At 46.3% G+C, this 15,202-nt stretch carries 16 protein-coding genes and 1 tRNA gene; 14 read left to right on the top strand and 3 right to left on the bottom strand.

Features of this window, described 5'->3' with window-relative positions:
- Nucleotides 1-9: 9 nt before the first annotated feature.
- Nucleotides 10-573, bottom strand: coding sequence for an NYN domain-containing protein (locus GN278_16040; protein XAT62140.1), 564 nt, complete (start codon nt 571-573; stop codon nt 10-12).
- A gap of 134 nt (nt 574-707) precedes the next feature.
- Here GN278_16040 and folK point away from each other — a divergent pair, with 134 nt between their 5' ends.
- The 12 genes from folK to GN278_15980 all read left to right on the top strand — a co-directional run bounded on the left by folK (nt 708) and on the right by GN278_15980 (nt 9,470).
- Nucleotides 708-1,268 carry a 2-amino-4-hydroxy-6-hydroxymethyldihydropteridine diphosphokinase gene (folK, locus tag GN278_16035; protein XAT62711.1) on the top strand — a complete coding sequence of 187 codons (561 nt, stop codon included), beginning with the start codon at nt 708-710 and terminating at the stop codon, nt 1,266-1,268.
- Between the two features lie 72 nt (nt 1,269-1,340).
- On the top strand, nt 1,341-1,694 hold the full coding sequence (locus GN278_16030) for a DNA-directed RNA polymerase subunit omega (GenBank protein XAT62139.1): 354 nt from the start codon (nt 1,341-1,343) through the stop codon (nt 1,692-1,694).
- A gap of 22 nt (nt 1,695-1,716) precedes the next feature.
- Nucleotides 1,717-3,846: a RelA/SpoT family protein gene (locus GN278_16025; GenBank protein ID XAT62138.1), complete on the top strand. Its 2,130-nt coding sequence runs from the start codon at nt 1,717-1,719 to the stop codon at nt 3,844-3,846.
- Between the two features lie 17 nt (nt 3,847-3,863).
- Entirely contained in the window at nt 3,864-4,514 is a 651-nt protein-coding gene (locus GN278_16020; GenBank protein XAT62137.1) for a DUF2062 domain-containing protein, read from the top strand.
- A gap of 41 nt (nt 4,515-4,555) precedes the next feature.
- Nucleotides 4,556-5,311 carry a pyridoxine 5'-phosphate synthase gene (locus GN278_16015; GenBank protein ID XAT62136.1) on the top strand — a complete coding sequence of 252 codons (756 nt, stop codon included), beginning with the start codon at nt 4,556-4,558 and terminating at the stop codon, nt 5,309-5,311.
- Complete coding sequence (locus GN278_16010; protein XAT62135.1) at nt 5,308-5,709, top strand: holo-ACP synthase; 402 nt, start codon at nt 5,308-5,310, stop codon at nt 5,707-5,709. The genes GN278_16015 and GN278_16010 overlap by 4 nt, the downstream gene beginning before the upstream one ends.
- Nucleotides 5,710-5,760: 51 nt before the next feature.
- Nucleotides 5,761-6,600, top strand: a complete 840-nt coding sequence (lepB, locus tag GN278_16005; protein XAT62134.1) for a signal peptidase I — start codon at nt 5,761-5,763, stop codon at nt 6,598-6,600.
- Complete coding sequence (gene rnc / locus GN278_16000) at nt 6,597-7,283, top strand: ribonuclease III (GenBank protein XAT62133.1); 687 nt, start codon at nt 6,597-6,599, stop codon at nt 7,281-7,283. Before lepB ends, rnc begins: the two co-directional genes overlap by 4 nt.
- Entirely contained in the window at nt 7,280-8,185 is a 906-nt protein-coding gene (locus GN278_15995; GenBank protein ID XAT62132.1) for a GTPase Era, read from the top strand. The genes rnc and GN278_15995 overlap by 4 nt, the downstream gene beginning before the upstream one ends.
- On the top strand, nt 8,182-8,502 hold the full coding sequence (locus GN278_15990; protein ID XAT62131.1) for a DUF1491 family protein: 321 nt from the start codon (nt 8,182-8,184) through the stop codon (nt 8,500-8,502). Before GN278_15995 ends, GN278_15990 begins: the two co-directional genes overlap by 4 nt.
- 72 nt (nt 8,503-8,574) lie before the next feature.
- Nucleotides 8,575-9,297, top strand: coding sequence for a DNA repair protein RecO (gene recO, locus GN278_15985; protein XAT62710.1), 723 nt, complete (start codon nt 8,575-8,577; stop codon nt 9,295-9,297).
- A 98-nt stretch (nt 9,298-9,395) separates the two neighbouring features.
- Nucleotides 9,396-9,470 (top strand) — tRNA-Phe (locus GN278_15980).
- Nucleotides 9,471-9,892: 422 nt separating this feature from the next.
- Here GN278_15980 and GN278_15975 read toward each other — a convergent pair.
- Both GN278_15975 and GN278_15970 read right to left on the bottom strand, forming a co-directional pair.
- Nucleotides 9,893-10,789 (bottom strand): hypothetical protein, encoded by an 897-nt coding sequence (locus GN278_15975; GenBank protein ID XAT62130.1) that lies wholly within the window; start codon nt 10,787-10,789, stop codon nt 9,893-9,895.
- Nucleotides 10,786-12,429 carry an amidohydrolase family protein gene (locus GN278_15970; protein ID XAT62129.1) on the bottom strand — a complete coding sequence of 548 codons (1,644 nt, stop codon included), beginning with the start codon at nt 12,427-12,429 and terminating at the stop codon, nt 10,786-10,788. Before GN278_15970 ends, GN278_15975 begins: the two co-directional genes overlap by 4 nt.
- 105 nt (nt 12,430-12,534) lie before the next feature.
- Between GN278_15970 and GN278_15965 the strand changes: the two genes are divergently transcribed.
- On the top strand, nt 12,535-13,470 hold the full coding sequence (locus tag GN278_15965) for a LysR family transcriptional regulator (GenBank protein XAT62128.1): 936 nt from the start codon (nt 12,535-12,537) through the stop codon (nt 13,468-13,470).
- Between the two features lie 170 nt (nt 13,471-13,640).
- Nucleotides 13,641-15,167 (top strand): ABC transporter substrate-binding protein, encoded by a 1,527-nt coding sequence (locus tag GN278_15960; protein ID XAT62709.1) that lies wholly within the window; start codon nt 13,641-13,643, stop codon nt 15,165-15,167.
- Nucleotides 15,168-15,202: the final 35 nt, after the last annotated feature.

The following is a 15,202-nucleotide window of genomic DNA, read 5'->3' as shown; positions in this document are numbered from 1 at the left end:
GTCATAAAATTAGACAGCATACTCTTGCTCTAATTCCGAATCTTCTCGAGGGGGTCGACCAATGACATCACGCAGACCATCTAATTCTATGAAATTGTCTGCTTGGCGGCGCAACTCATCTGCGATCATCGGTGGTTGGCTGCGAATTGTTGAGACTACTGATACTCTAACACCCTTGCGTTGGAGACTTTCAACAAGAGGCCGGAAATCGCCATCTCCTGAAAATAGCACAATATGATCCACATAGGGTGCCAGTTCCATAGCATTAACGGTCAGCTCAATGTCCATATTGCCTTTGACTTTTCGGCGGCCTTGGCTGTCCGTATATTCTTTGGCTGTTTTGGTGACCATGGTAAAACCATTATAGTTTAACCAATCAACCAGCGGCCTAATGGGTGAGTATTCTTCGTTATCCAGCAAAGCTGTGTAATAAAACGCTCTGAGCATTTTACCACGGCGCATAAATTCTGTACGAAGAAGTTTGTAGTCGATGTCAAACCCTAAGGATTTTGCGGCTGCATAAAGGTTAGAGCCATCGATGAACAGCGCAAGCCGTTCGTCCTTGTAAAACATTTATATTCCTTTCAAATACACACCTGCCTATCATCTGTGAGTAAATTCGGAGTCGGCAGATTACGGTAAACTAAGCATTTTTGTGATTGTCGCAAGTAATGCTTTTGGACCAAGAGGATGTTATTTTGATCCATATGGGTACAAATTGCTTGGTTGCATTAGGAAGTAACCAAGAATGGGAGGGCGATACTCCGACGGACCTAATTTTAGGGTCGATTTTAGAATTGTCAAAAAATGATCTCACTATCTCTAAGGTGAGCCAGTTGTTCAGAACACCGTGTTTTCCAAAGGGAGCAGGGCCAGACTTTATAAATGCAGCACTGATGATAAACACTGCTATTACCCCGGATAAGCTGCTATTGATTTTGCATGATATCGAAGCACAAAAAGGACGTATTCGCAGAGAAAGATGGGGCAGTCGCACATTAGATATCGATCTGCTCAGCTACGGTGATTTGATTTTGCCAGACAGGCGTACTTTTGAAAAATGGCAAAGTTTAGATATTGATTTGCAACAAAAGTCTATGCCCGAAAACCTAATTTTGCCGCATCCTAGGCTTCAAGAGCGTGCCTTTGTTCTAGGGCCATTGATGGATGTCGCACCCAACTGGTGCCACCCAGTTCTTGGAAAAACTGTCGAAGAGATGTTTTTCGCTTTGCCGGTTTCCGCGCGCAATGAATTAGAAGTATTGTGATTATAGACTTGTAATTATTTCTATCGGGGCTTAATACCGCCTTTTCTAAGTGTTTTTAGTTTGGAGAAGACAATGGCAAGAGTGACGGTTGAAGACTGTGTTGACAAAGTGCCTAACCGCTTTGAGTTGGTGATGCTTGCATCCCACCGTGCTCGTGAGATATCGTCAGGCTCGCCATTGACGGTGGACCGTGACAACGACAAAAATCCTGTAGTTTCTTTACGCGAAATTGCTGATGAAACCCAGTCGGCTGATACACTTCGAGAGCGTTTGATCGAATCAAACCAAACTCAAATCGAAGTTGATGAACCAGAAGATGACTCCATGGCGATTTTGATGAGTGGTGAAGCCGATAAGCCGCTTGAAGACGACATGTCGGAAGAAAAGCTTTTGAGGGCATTGATGGCGGCGCAAGGCCAGGGATAAATTCAGCATAAGGTTTTAGCACATGATTACCGCTGAAGACCTTGCAGCCAAAGTTAGTAAGTATAATCCTAAGTCAAATAGCGCGATGATTATCGCGGCTTATGACTACTCAAAGAGTAAACATGACGGTCAATTACGGAAGTCGGGCGAGCCCTATTTTTCCCATCCGCTGGCTGTTGCAACCATATTGAGTGAGCAAAAGTTAGATGATGCAAGCATCATCACAGCTTTATTGCATGATACCATTGAAGATACTGGGTCAACAAAGCACGAAATATCTAAAAACTTCTCAACAGAGATTGCAAAGCTTGTTGACGGTGTCACCAAGCTGACCAAAATGCAACTGAGTTCAACTGAAACCAAAGAAGCTGAAAATATACGCAAGTTGCTAATGGCAATTGCCCAAGACATGCGTGTTATTTTGGTGAAGTTGGCTGACCGATTGCATAATATGCGAACCATACGATCCATGGCCTCAGGGAAACAGGCGCAAAAGGCCCGTGAAACGATGGATATCTTTGCGCCGCTTGCCGGGCGGATGGGGATGCAATCAATACGAGAGGACCTTGAAGACCTATCATTTAAAGTTCTCAACCCAGAGGGCCGGGCATCCATTATGCGTAGGTTCATTACCTTGCAAAAAGAAACTGGGGATGTTGTTGACCGAATAACAGGCGATATGAATGACGAGCTAAATGCTGCGGGTATCGAGGCAATGGTTATTGGGCGTGCAAAGAAACCCTATTCAATTTGGCGAAAAATGCAGGAAAAGGGGTTGGCCTTTTCCCGCCTATCCGACATTTACGGTTTCCGAATAGTTGCGATTAATGAAGCAGATTGCTACCGAATACTTGGGATAATACACCGGCGTTGGCGTGCGGTTCCTGGGCGCTTTAAAGATTACATTAGCCAGCCAAAATCAAATGGTTACCGATCCATTCACACAACGGTATCGGGCCGTGACGGAAAACGTGTTGAAGTGCAAATTCGCACGCAACAAATGCATGATGTCGCCGAAAGTGGTGTTGCTGCACATTGGTCATATCGAGATGGTGTACGAAGTGAGAACCCGTTCACGGTTGACCCTTATGACTGGATCAAGTCACTTATTGAACAATTCGATGCAGAAGAAGATCATGATGCGTTTCTCGAAGCTGTTAAGCTTGAAATGTATACCGATAAGGTATTCTGCTTTACCCCAAAGGGTGATGTCATCAAATTGCCCAAAGGCGCTACTCCAATAGATTTTGCCTATGCAATTCATACACGGATTGGCAACCGATGTGTTGGGGCAAAAGTTGATGGATTAAGAGTTCCTTTGTGGACAAGATTAAGAAATGGGCAATCCATCGAAGTGATTACAGCGCAAGGTCAAAACCCTCAAGGAACTTGGCTAGAAATGGCCGAAACCGGTAAGGCAAAGACAGCCATTAGGCGCGCTTTGCGTGAGGCTGACAAACAAAAGCACATTGTGATGGGGCAGGAATTAGCGCGTGCCGCTTTTGAACATGTTGGAAAAAAGGCAACGGATAAGGCGCTCTCTACCGCTGCCAAGAAAATGCGCATTCCAAACAAAGAAGAATTACTGGCGAGATTGGGAAGTGCGGAGCTTCGATCCCGTGATGTCGTTCAGTCAGTTTATCCTGAATTAGCATCCGACCAGCAGCCTGTCGTAGATAGCCGCCGTGCTGTGATTGGTTTGGCACCCGGGCAATCTTTTAATCGATCGCCGTGTTGTCAAGCTCTTCCCGGTGAACGGATAATTGGTATCGCGGCCCATGGTCAGGGTGTTGCTGTGCATACGATTGATTGTGAGGTTTTGGTCAACTATGAAAGCAAACCGGATCTTTGGCTTGATTTACATTGGCATTCAGGAAAACATGCAGCGGTCTATCCCGTGACCTTGGATGTAACAATCAGCAATGATGCAGGCGTACTGGGGCGAATTTGTACCTTGATTGGGGAGCAGTTAGCAAATATTTCCGACTTGGAATTTGCTGAACGCAACCCAGATTTTTACCGTCTGAATATGAATGTCGATCTGAGAGACATTGAGCATCTTCACGCCGTGACAACAGTTCTGGAAGCAGAAGGGCAAGTGGCCGCAGTTGCCCGTTTACGCCGAGGTCAAGCTAGCGTAAGTGAACCTTAGAGAAGTTAGAGGTTCTTGTGGTATTTAAGCGTCGGGATAAAAGGTCTGCTTTTAAAGTCTTGTTTGGCACATTATGGCCAAAAGGCGGGTGGTCGCGTGCTTTTCAATATGTACAGCATAGACTTCGCCGGTTGCCGGACACCCCTGAGCGCATCGCCCGAGGGATATCCGCGGGAGTTTTTGCAACCTTCACACCGCTTTACGGACTTCATTTTATTGTTGCTGCGGTTATTGCACGTCTCTCAAATGGGAACATTCTGGCCTCACTTCTGGGGACATTTTTTGGAAATCCGCTGACCTATTTTCCCATTGGTGTCATATCAATAAAAACTGGAAATTTTTTATTAGGAAATCAAGCCGCCGACCTAGAAAATGGTCGTTCGTTCGTCGGGAAGTTTGTTGATGCAGGTCGTGATTTTCAGACCAATATTGGCTCTGTATTTTCTGGTAAGCCTACAGATTGGTCCAACGTATTCCTTTTTTATGACGAGGTTTTCTTTCCTTTTCTAATAGGCGGGATAGCGCCGGGCGTGGTCATTTCTATAATCGCTTACTTTTTGACTGTTCCAATAATTCGCGCCTACCAAAAACGGCGTAAAGGAGCGTTGAAAGAGAAACTTCTGCTCTTGAAAAAAAAGAAACCTAAATCAAATGATGAAAGAGTATAAGCGCGATAGATTAACCAAGGAAGAAAAAGGGAATTAGCGGCATGCGGTATATTGGAAAACTCAGACTCGGTGTGAATATAGATCATGTCGCCACGGTAAGAAATGCAAGAGGATCGGCCTATCCAGATCCCGTTCGTGCAGCTGTTCTAGCTCAAGAGGCAGGTGCCGATGGAATTACAGCACATTTGCGAGAAGATCGTAGGCACATTTCTGATGAGGATATCAATCGTTTAGTGGAAACACTGAGCGTCCCTTTGAATTTTGAGATGGCTGCAACTGATGAAATGCAAGAAATTGCATTGCGCCACAAACCCCATGCAGTCTGTATTGTGCCCGAAAAACGAGAGGAAAGAACGACTGAAGGTGGGCTAGACGTTGTACAAGACGACAATAGGTTGGCTCATTTCATTGCACCTTTACGTGAGGCTGGTAGCCGCGTTTCGATTTTTATAGCTGCGGACAAAAGGCAAATTGATGCAGCCAAGCGAATTGGTGCGCAGGTCATCGAACTTCATGCCGGCGCATATTGCGACCTGCATGCAGAGGGTAGAATTAAGGAAAGTGATGCTGAGTTAGAGCGCTTGCGGGAAATGTCAGCATATGCTTATTCCTTGGGGCTTGAAGTACATGTTGGGCATGGGTTGACCTATGAGACTGTAAAACCAGTGGCGGCTTTTCCTGAAGTGATGGAGCTGAATATCGGACATTTTTTGATTGGCGAAGCGATTTTTCTTGGGTTGCAACCAGCAATTTCTGAAATGCGCCGCTTAATGGATGAGGCACGTGATCTGCTATGATCCTTGGCGTTGGAACTGATCTTGCCAATATTGAGCGCATCGCTGGCGTGTTAGACCGACATGGAGATAGGTTTCGGAACCGAGTATTTACAGAAATTGAACAGAAAAAAGCGGAACGCAGACAGGATAAAGCAGGGACATATGCCAAGCGCTGGGCGGCAAAAGAGGCCTGTTCAAAAGCCCTGGGCACTGGCTTGCGAATGGGTATCGCATGGAAAGACATGGCTGTTAAAAACCTGAGAACAGGGCAGCCAGTAATGGAAGTTTCGGGATGGGCAGCCGAGCGTTTGCAGAATATGACCCCCCAAGGCCATGAAGCTATCATTCACGTTACTTTGACGGATGACCATCCTTGGGCACAGGCTTTTGTGGTCATTGAGGCAAGACCGCTGGCTTGACACACGGGCGTCAAATGATCATGTACCGATTATCTTATACCGGAGAATCCGATGGCAACTGAAGCCAAAACAAAACCAAATGCCATTTTAGAGACAATTAAAACCATTGTGTATGCATTGCTATTGGCAGGTATTTTTAGATCCTTGTTCTTTCAACCGTTCTGGATTCCATCAGGCTCAATGAAAGAAACCCTGCTGATCGGTGATTTTCTGTTTGTGAATAAAATGGCTTATGGATACTCATATGCCTCCTGCCCAAGTGTTATTATTCCCAGATTTGGCATTAATGTAGATGCGAAAGATATTTGTGGATTTTTGAGGAAAGACAATAAACGCTTATTCGCGGGTAAACCGGAAAGGGGTGACGTCGTGGTTTTTCGTCACCCAGTTACTGGCAGGGATTATATCAAAAGGTTGATTGGACTTTCGGGTGATAAAGTTCAAATGAAAGAGGGCCGTCTTCATATCAATGGAACACCTGTAGATATGAAACCAGATGGTATTTTCAAAGAAATAATGGAGCCACAGGGATCATTTGGTAATCGGCCGCGATGCGCAAATGGAGCAGTTGGAACTGGTGGTATATGCGAAAAGGAACGTTTCATTGAAACTCTCCCGAATGGAGTTGCGCATTACACTTTAAATATTGGATCAAGATCCAATGACACAACGCCTGTCTTTACTGTTCCAAAGGGCGAATATTTTTTCATGGGCGATAACCGAGATAATTCAACTGACAGCCGCATACGTCAGAAAGCTGGAGGCGTTGGCTTTGTAAAGTTTGAGGATCTGGTTGGCCGTGCAGACCGGGTCATGTTTTCGTCAAGTGGACGATCGATGTTTTTCTTTTGGACATGGCGCAGCGATCGGTTTTTTAAGAGGATAGAGTGAAGCTTTCTGCCGATCTAATCAGTTTTCAAAACCGTCTGGGCTATACGTTCGACGATCCCAGTTTGCTTACAGAAGCTGTGACCCACTCTTCTATGAGTTCACAGACGCGTCGTGATAATCAACGGCTAGAGTTTTTGGGAGACCGTGTGCTTGGTTTGATCATAGCGCACGCACTTTTCGAGAAATATATTGAGGCAAAAGAAGGAATCCTCGCACCCAGATTTAATACTCTTGTGCGCAAAGAAACATGTGCTGAAGTTGCCCAGCAAATAGATTTAGGTTCGGTTCTAAAACTAGGCCGCTCTGAGATGGTTTCAGGTGGGCGCCGTAAAGAGGCACTGCTAGGCGATGCAATGGAAGCGATAATTGCAGCTATCTATATAGACGGAGGTCTTGGCACAGCTGAGAAGATCATTCTCACACTTTGGGGTCAGCATATTGAAGCTGTTAAATCTGATGCCCGTGATGCAAAGACGGCTTTGCAAGAATGGGCTCAAGCTCGGGGTTTAAAACCACCGATTTACGAAACTATGTCTCGTAAGGGCCCTGATCATGCCCCTGTTTTTGAAATTGAAGTGTGCCTTGAAACCGGCGAAAAGCAACAAGCAAGTGCTGGAACCAAACGGAAAGCTGAACAAGCTGCCGCAAATGCGCTGCTGCAAGATTTAGGTGCTACTGAATGAAAAGAGCAGGTTTTATAGCCCTCATTGGCGAACCAAATGCCGGGAAATCGACTCTATTGAATCAAATGGTTGGGGCTAAGGTCTCAATTGTAACTCATAAGGTTCAAACAACACGGGCCCGAATAAGAGGGGTTGCCATCGAAGGGGAATCCCAACTCGTCTTTGTCGATACCCCTGGTGTGTTTAAGCCCCGCCGCCGCCTGGATCGCGCAATGGTTGCCGCTGCTTGGAGCGGGGCGGCAGATGCTGATATAGTTGTTTTGCTTGTAGAGGCCCATCGCGGTTTAACCGAGGGCGTTATGGCAATTATTCAGCAGTTGAAGGAAACTGCTCAGGACCGGCAGGTTATTTTGGCAATTAATAAAATTGACAGAGTGAAATCTGAGGTTTTGTTGAGCCTAACTCAAGAAATGAATACGCAATACCAGTTTGAGCATACGTTTATGATTTCCGCTGAACATGGCCATGGGGTTATAGATTTACGTAAATCGCTTGCAACCAAAGTTCCTGTCCATCCGTGGCTCTATCCTGAGGATCAAATTGCGGATTTGCCGCTTAGGATGATTGCCGCAGAAATGACCCGCGAAAAACTGACGCTAAGATTACATCAGGAACTGCCTTATCAGCTGACCGTTGAAACCGATAATTGGGAAGAAAGAAAGGATGGTAGCGCAAGAATTGATCAGGTGATCTATGTTGTTCGAGATGGGCACAAAGGTATTGTTTTAGGGAATAAGGGCGAAACAATTAAGGCAATTTCCAAAGCGGCACGTCAAGAATTAGAAACGTTTCTAGGACGGAGAGTGCATTTGTTTTGCCAAGTCAAAGTCCGAGAAAAATGGCTTGAAGATGCGCAACGTTATTCAGAAATGGGCCTTAATTTCAAAGATGGAAATATATGACGAGGCTGGTCACAGAGTTTTGGGTGCATGCGTATATTAAACGTTTAGAGCTGCAAAACATATCTGCTTATGTGATCGCACATGGCGACAATACAGCCGGAGCAGTTTTGGTTAAGGTGGCAACGTTAGACGGGCAAGCGCGCCTTATGCATCGCTCGTATGATTTGCAAAACGGGGATCTTTCTTGGAACGAGCTGTCTTCAGGAATTGAAAGCGATGTAGATGCATTGATTGCGAAACAGCGCAGCTTTGACCCTGACTTGTGGGTGATCGAGGTAGAGAGCTCAAGTGGAAAGCATTTGCTTGGGAAAGACTAGTGTTTTTCAGGCGAGTATTATTTGATTTCAAATCTGCTGACATTGGTGGACTTTGACAGTAGGCTTGTTTTTATGGAATGGCGCGATCATGGTATATTACTTTCGACGAAAAAGCATGGTGAAACTTCTGCCATAATTGAAGTTTTCACGCCGTTGCACGGGCGGCACCTTGGTATGGTAAGGGCCGGTACATCAAGAAAGCTTGCGCCTGTTCTTCAACCTGGAGCACAGCTTGAAGTGACTTGGCGGGCACGTTTACACGATCATATAGGTACATTTACCGTTGAGCCTTTAAGGAGCAGAAGCGCAATTGCAATTGCAAATCGGGCGGCCTTATCCGGCCTTAACGCAGTGGTAGCGATGTTGCGATTTGTGCTGCCTGAGCGAGAAATAATGGAAGAGTTCTATACTGCAACAGAGCAACTTTTAGATCTCCTTGATCGGCAGGATATATGGCCGTTGGCTTATCTTAAGTGGGAAATCTTGCTTCTTGAAACTATGGGGTATGGGTTAGACCTTCAAAGCTGTGCGGTCACCAATAAAACTAACGACTTACGATATATTTCCCCAAAATCTGGGCGTGCAGTGTCAACGCAAGGGGCAGGGCAATGGGTAGACCGCTTATTGCCCCTGCCAGATGTGATGTTGGGAAATGGGGAAGCCACACAATTGGATATCGTTGATGCCCTGCAAGTGACTGGTTTCTTCATAGAAAACCATTTGTGTGAGAATCTAGGTTTGAAAAGCCCACCGGCCGCACGAGGAAGGTTGCTTGAACTTTTTCAAAACAGTTAAGCTTAAAGCCAAAAACTAGAAAAATTGGTGAATCCCTCTGGACACTCTGATCTGCACGCCATAGAAGGCCATCACCCAATTTATAATAGCTTTCCCTTGCCCGGGTAGCTCAGGGGTAGAGCAGTGGACTGAAAATCCTCGTGTCGGTGGTTCAAATCCGCCCCCGGGCACCACTTACAGTAAGATACAGTAGAGTACCTGTAAGTTATTCATCTGAAAACAATAACTTAATCATAATGCTACCGTGGGTAGCTTGGTTAGAGTGTCGATCAGAATGTGGACCAAAAGAGTACCTGTCTGACGTCAGCGTCTACCGGATATATATAAGGGTTTAAGCAATGGAAGACTTCTGGTTTGACCTAGGGCGCCAACTAGCCCCCAAAGATCTTCAACAAAAGAGCACGCTTGCAGTGCTGCTTGCACAGAGGCAGTATCATACTTATCAAAACTGCATTTTCAGGTTAGTTTAACTAAAAATATAGTAAGCGGAAACAGTGCAACCACATTCAACTTCGCCATGCTTCGAAGATACATTATCCCCAAACTAGATGCGCAGCTAAAACGTGGATGATAAATTTAGCTTGGCCAATAAAATTCAAGCAATCAAGGCCCTCAGCTGACTGGGCCTCATTTGCTCTTTCATCCCCAAACAAACCAAACCATCTTTAAGCTTGGGATCTGCTGCTTTGATAGCCCAACGTCGCCCAACGATCTGAATCAACATTTTGTCACCTGATATATCAGTGACGAAACCTTTAGCCCTCACCAAGCCAAATTCACCCTCTGCCAGTGTTTTGGCGAGGTTCATCGCATCTAAGGATGTAGTAGGGATCAGGTTCATACTGGTCATCTGATCCAAATGATGGTGCGGTTCTGTTATTTTTTGACGCCCTAGAAAGCTTTCCAAAACAACCTCGGGTGCGGCCACCGAATGCTTGGTTTTCACAAGCCGGGCGTTTGGGTTTTGGCGTGCCAGCCAATTGGCAGTCTCGGCAATGTTTTGAGGATCGACCAGATCACATTTATTTAGCAATAAAATATCGGCTTGGGTGATTTGCGCTAAAACGGTGTCACCCATATATTTATCATTTGCATTTTCTTGGACTGTTTCAGCATCCGAGAGAACCACAACTCCATCTGCTGAAAAACCGTCCAAAAGTGCGACACTGTCAAAAATTGCACTTGGTTTTGCAACCCCTGAGGATTCAATCAATATATGCTGTGGCCTTGGCTGCATTTGAGATAAATTCCGAAGTGCGGCGATCAGATCGCCGCCAAACGAACAACACACACAGCCCCCTGATATTGAAATCAGGCCCTCTTCTTCCGCTTCTATTAGATCCCTATCTATTGCAAGCTCACCAAACTCATTCACCAAAACAGCCAAGCGCAATCCATTTGCATTCCGAAGTAAATAATTAACAAGAGTGGTTTTGCCTGCCCCCAAATAGCCTCCAATGACCGTGACCGGAAGATAGTCTAGAGCGCTCATAAACCTGCAACAGGGAAAACCCGCCCGCCACTAACTGTCCCCCAAACCTTGATCCTATTGAATTCTTCGCCCGAAACCTTTGTGGGATCTTGCTCCAAAACAGCGAAATCAGCCTTTTTGCCCACTTCAATAGATCCAATTTCAGTATCCAAGTGCAGCGTGTAGGCTGCGCCTAGAGTGATCGCATACAGCGCTTCATCAATGGTTATTTTTTCATTTTCTCCTTGCGTGCGGCCTGATACTGTTTTTCGGTTTATGGCGCACCAGGCCGTGAAAAGCGGGCCAAGAGGTGTGACGGGAGCATCGGAGTGGATCGCCATAGGCACCCCAAGATCAAGCGCAGTGCGACACGCATTCATGCGCATGGCCCGTTCGGGTCCCACCGTTAGACGATAGTGTTCATCACCCCAAAAAAAGTGATGATTGGCAAAAAGGTTGACGCACATTCCCAGCTTTTTCATCCGCCGAAACTGGCCCGTATCCGCCAATTGGCAGTGTTGTAGTGTAAAGCGGTGATCTGGGCTTGGAATCTCTTGCAGTGCAGGGCCTAGCACGTCCAAAACCATTTCAGTTGCTTCATCGCCGTTGGTGTGGGTGTGCACTTGAACCCCATCTGCCAGAGCCAGACGGTAAAGTTCTGCCAATTGCTCAGGCGCTGTGTACCAGAGCCCATTTGGGGCACCATTGTAATATCCTGGCCAGCGCAGGCGGGCTGAAAACCCTTGGATAGAGCCATCTGCAATCGCTTTTATACGCCCCAATCGCAAACGGTCAGTTGCCATTTTTTTGAGCCGCTTAACTTTTTCCACGGTATCTTTCGCGGTGGCGCCCAAAAACACCTGTAGTGGAACAATTCGGGCTGGATAATTATTTTCGGAGGTCACTTTAAGCATGGCCTCAACGCAGTCTTCTTCTAAGCGGGACGCCAAATCTGTGATTGTAGTGACGCCGGTGCGCACACAGAGCTTTGCGAAATCGCGCAGGCCTTGCTCATCACTGTCCGATAAAGCCCGATCAAAACCTACATGGTGCCCCACAGGGGCCATTCCTTCCGGTCCGAAGAGTTCGCCTGTTGGATAGCCATCTTCACCCAACGGAATATTTGGATGATTTATGCCATTTTTCATAAGCTTGGCCATTTCCAAGGCTTTTGTATTTACATTCAGAATATGTCCGGATGCATGCAGAACACCGATCGGCCGAGTTTTTGAAACTTTGTCCAGATCCTGCCGAGAGACACGAAGGTTATCCATGTATATCGGGTCTAGCGCCCAACCTGATAATGGGGTTTCAGCACTGGTCATTTTGGCTTCAGCCTGTTTCAAGCGCGTCAGCATAGCATCTATAGAATTTGCCCCCGTCCAAAGCTTACCGTTTGGATCCATACGATCGAAATAGCCGCAATACACATAGCGCCACAATGTGCCCTCCATGGTATGGGCATGGCCTTCAACAAATCCTGGCAACAAAATTTTTTCTGCAAATGTTTGATCTAATTTATAGTCGCCCCATCCAGCCAAATCTTGTAGCGATCCTACGCCTAAAATACGGCCCTCTTGTACGGCTACATGGCTCGCTACGGTTTGATTAGGGTTCATCGTAATGATTTTCTTGGCAGCATAAATGGTGATGGGGCTCATCAAGTGCTCTCCTAATCTGTCCTCACCTAAAATCTACCGCGCTTTCTTTCACGGGAAAAATAGTTTTTACTGGCCATAAAACTATAAAAAATGTGAGGATGATAAATGCTGAACTTTACTTTGAAGCAATTGAGGTACGTTGAGGCGACGGGTCGATTAGGATCGATTGCCCGCGCGGCCGCTGATTTAAACATTTCGCAGTCGTCAATTACTGCTGCGATTGACGCTTTGGAAATGCAGATTGGCTATGATCTTTTTATTCGCACTCCTGCCAAGGGCGTACGGATAACTCCAGAGGGTGGCGAAACTATGCGCTCCATTCGGAGATTCATCGATCAGAGCAATCATTTTGCCACTGAAATCCAACATGAGACTGCCGAAGGAGATACCCTTGGCTCAGTGAGGATCGCTTGTTATGCCACTGCAGCACCATCCCTTTTGCCCCCAATTTTGAAAAGCTTCACCCAATCTCATCCACACCTTAAGATTAATTTGCTTGAAGGCAACATGCAAACTTTGTTGACTTTTCTGGATGAAGGTGAGGCAGATATGGCATTTACCTATGGCCAATATGTCGTCTCAGGACGGCATGAATTTGAAAGTTTATTTGACGCACCACCTTACGCCCTCTTGCCAGCAGACGACCCTTTGGCAGCAGAGACTTCTGTTAGTCTAGCGGATTTAAGCACACGCCCTATGATCATGCTTGATCTACCCTATACCAAAGATTATTTTACCAAGCTTTTTTATCAAAGAGGTCTTGAACCAAACCTAGTTCATTCCAGCCGGTCTGCCGAAATCATCCGAGCTTTGGTGGCTGGGGGATATGGATTTTCTATCCTAAATATATGCCCGCCTGACTATCAAAAAGATGATACACTTTTTCGCGTGATGCCAATTCGCGATGCTTTGACGGTGCCTAATTTTGGCATTGCAACATTGTCTGGCGTACGGCAACCACGAATGGTCAAAGCTTTTATAGAAAAATGCCTTGAACTGCAAAATAATGGCATTTTTGCCGACTTAGTTATTTCGAACTAAGGCGTTTCCACTAAAAAATGTTTCAATCAATCATATTAAAACTGTTTTGTAATGGAAATCTCGTGGTCTAGCCTTCTTCATAGGTATTAAAAACTTCAAACAACAACTAGGGGGAACATACTGTGAATTACATATTCAAGGGCTTAGTTACGGCGACGGCACTAGCTTCAATGCTTGCAACAGGTGCAGTGGCCGATGAGCCTAAAAAAGGCGGAACACTTATCACTGTTTTGGGTTCCAATGTCAGAAACCTAAATTCAGCTGTGCAATCAGGCATCGTTACCGGATTTCCCGGTGCCCAGCTTTTTGCGTCTCCATTGCGGTATGACGAAAATTGGGACCCTCAGCCCTACTTGGCAGAAAGCTGGAATGTTTCGGATGATGGTTTAACGGTGACGTTGAACCTTGTGAAAAACGCCAAGTTCCACGATGGCACGCCGATCACGTCAGAAGATGTCGCATTTTCGGTCGAAGTGATCAAAGCAAACCATCCCTTTAAGTCCATGTTTGCGCCGGTGGACAGCGTGTCCACACCAGATGCGCATACTGCTGTTTTGAACCTTGGCAGACCGCACCCTGCCTTGATGTTGGCCATGTCAGGACAGTTGATGTCGATCATCCCAAAACACATTTACGGAGATGGTGAAATCACATCGGTCAAAACCCATGCCCGCAATAATGAAAATGTGGTTGGTTCTGGTCCATTTAAACTTTCTGAGTTCAAAAACGGCGAGCATGTGATCCTCGAGCGTTTTGACGACTTCTTTATAGAGGGACGGCCCTACCTTGATAAGATTGTTATGCGCATCATCACAGATCCTGCGGCGCGGGCGATTGCCTATGAAAACGGCGAATTGCATATGGGCGCATTTGAGTCTCTGCCAAGGATCATCAACCGGTTGAAAGGCGTTGATAGTCTGACGGTAACGCCAGAGGGCTATGGTGCAATCGGACCGCTTGACTGGTTGGCCATGAACACCCAGCGCGGACCTTTGGCCGACGTGCGTGTGCGCAAAGCCATTGCCCATGCTGTGGACAAAAACTTCATCCACAAAGCGCTGATGCAGGGCACAGCAAACGATTCGCGGACGGGTATACACCCCGATAGCCCGTTTTACGACGGTGATGTTGCGAACTATGATCTAGATATCGACAAAGCCAATGCGCTTTTAGACGAAGCCGGATATCCAATGAATGGCGCTTCGCGCTTTAGCTTAACCATTGATTTTGGCTGGCCCGGTGTCAAACCGCAAGTTGAATACGTCAAAGCCGCTTTGAAGAAGGTTGGCATTGATGTTCAGGTTCGCGCCTCTGCTGATTTCCCAACATGGGCCAAGCGGATGGGTGAAATGGACTTTGACCTGTCATGGGATACAGTCTTTAACTGGGGGGACCCTGTCATTGGGGTGCATCGCACCTATGTCTCTGACAATATTGGCAAAGGCGTGTGGTCGAACACTCAAGGGTATTCCAATGCAAGGGTAGATGAACTTCTGGCCATGGCAGCAGTGGAGAAAGACGGAGCAAAACGCAAAGCTCTCTATGCGGAGTTCCAGCAAATCATTGCTGAAGAACTACCTGTTTATCATACCAATACCTTGCCATATCACACTGTCTATAATGACAAAGTCGGCAACCCGCCTTTGGGAATTTGGGGCACATCGACACCAATTGATATGACCTATCTCAAAGACTAATGCGAATTTGCGAGGCAGCGAACCTGCCTCGCAAC

This window comes from Rhodobacteraceae bacterium Araon29 (assembly GCA_039640505.1).
GTDB lineage: Bacteria > Pseudomonadota > Alphaproteobacteria > Rhodobacterales > Rhodobacteraceae > CABZJG01.
This window is presented reverse-complemented; position numbering and strand designations above follow the sequence as displayed.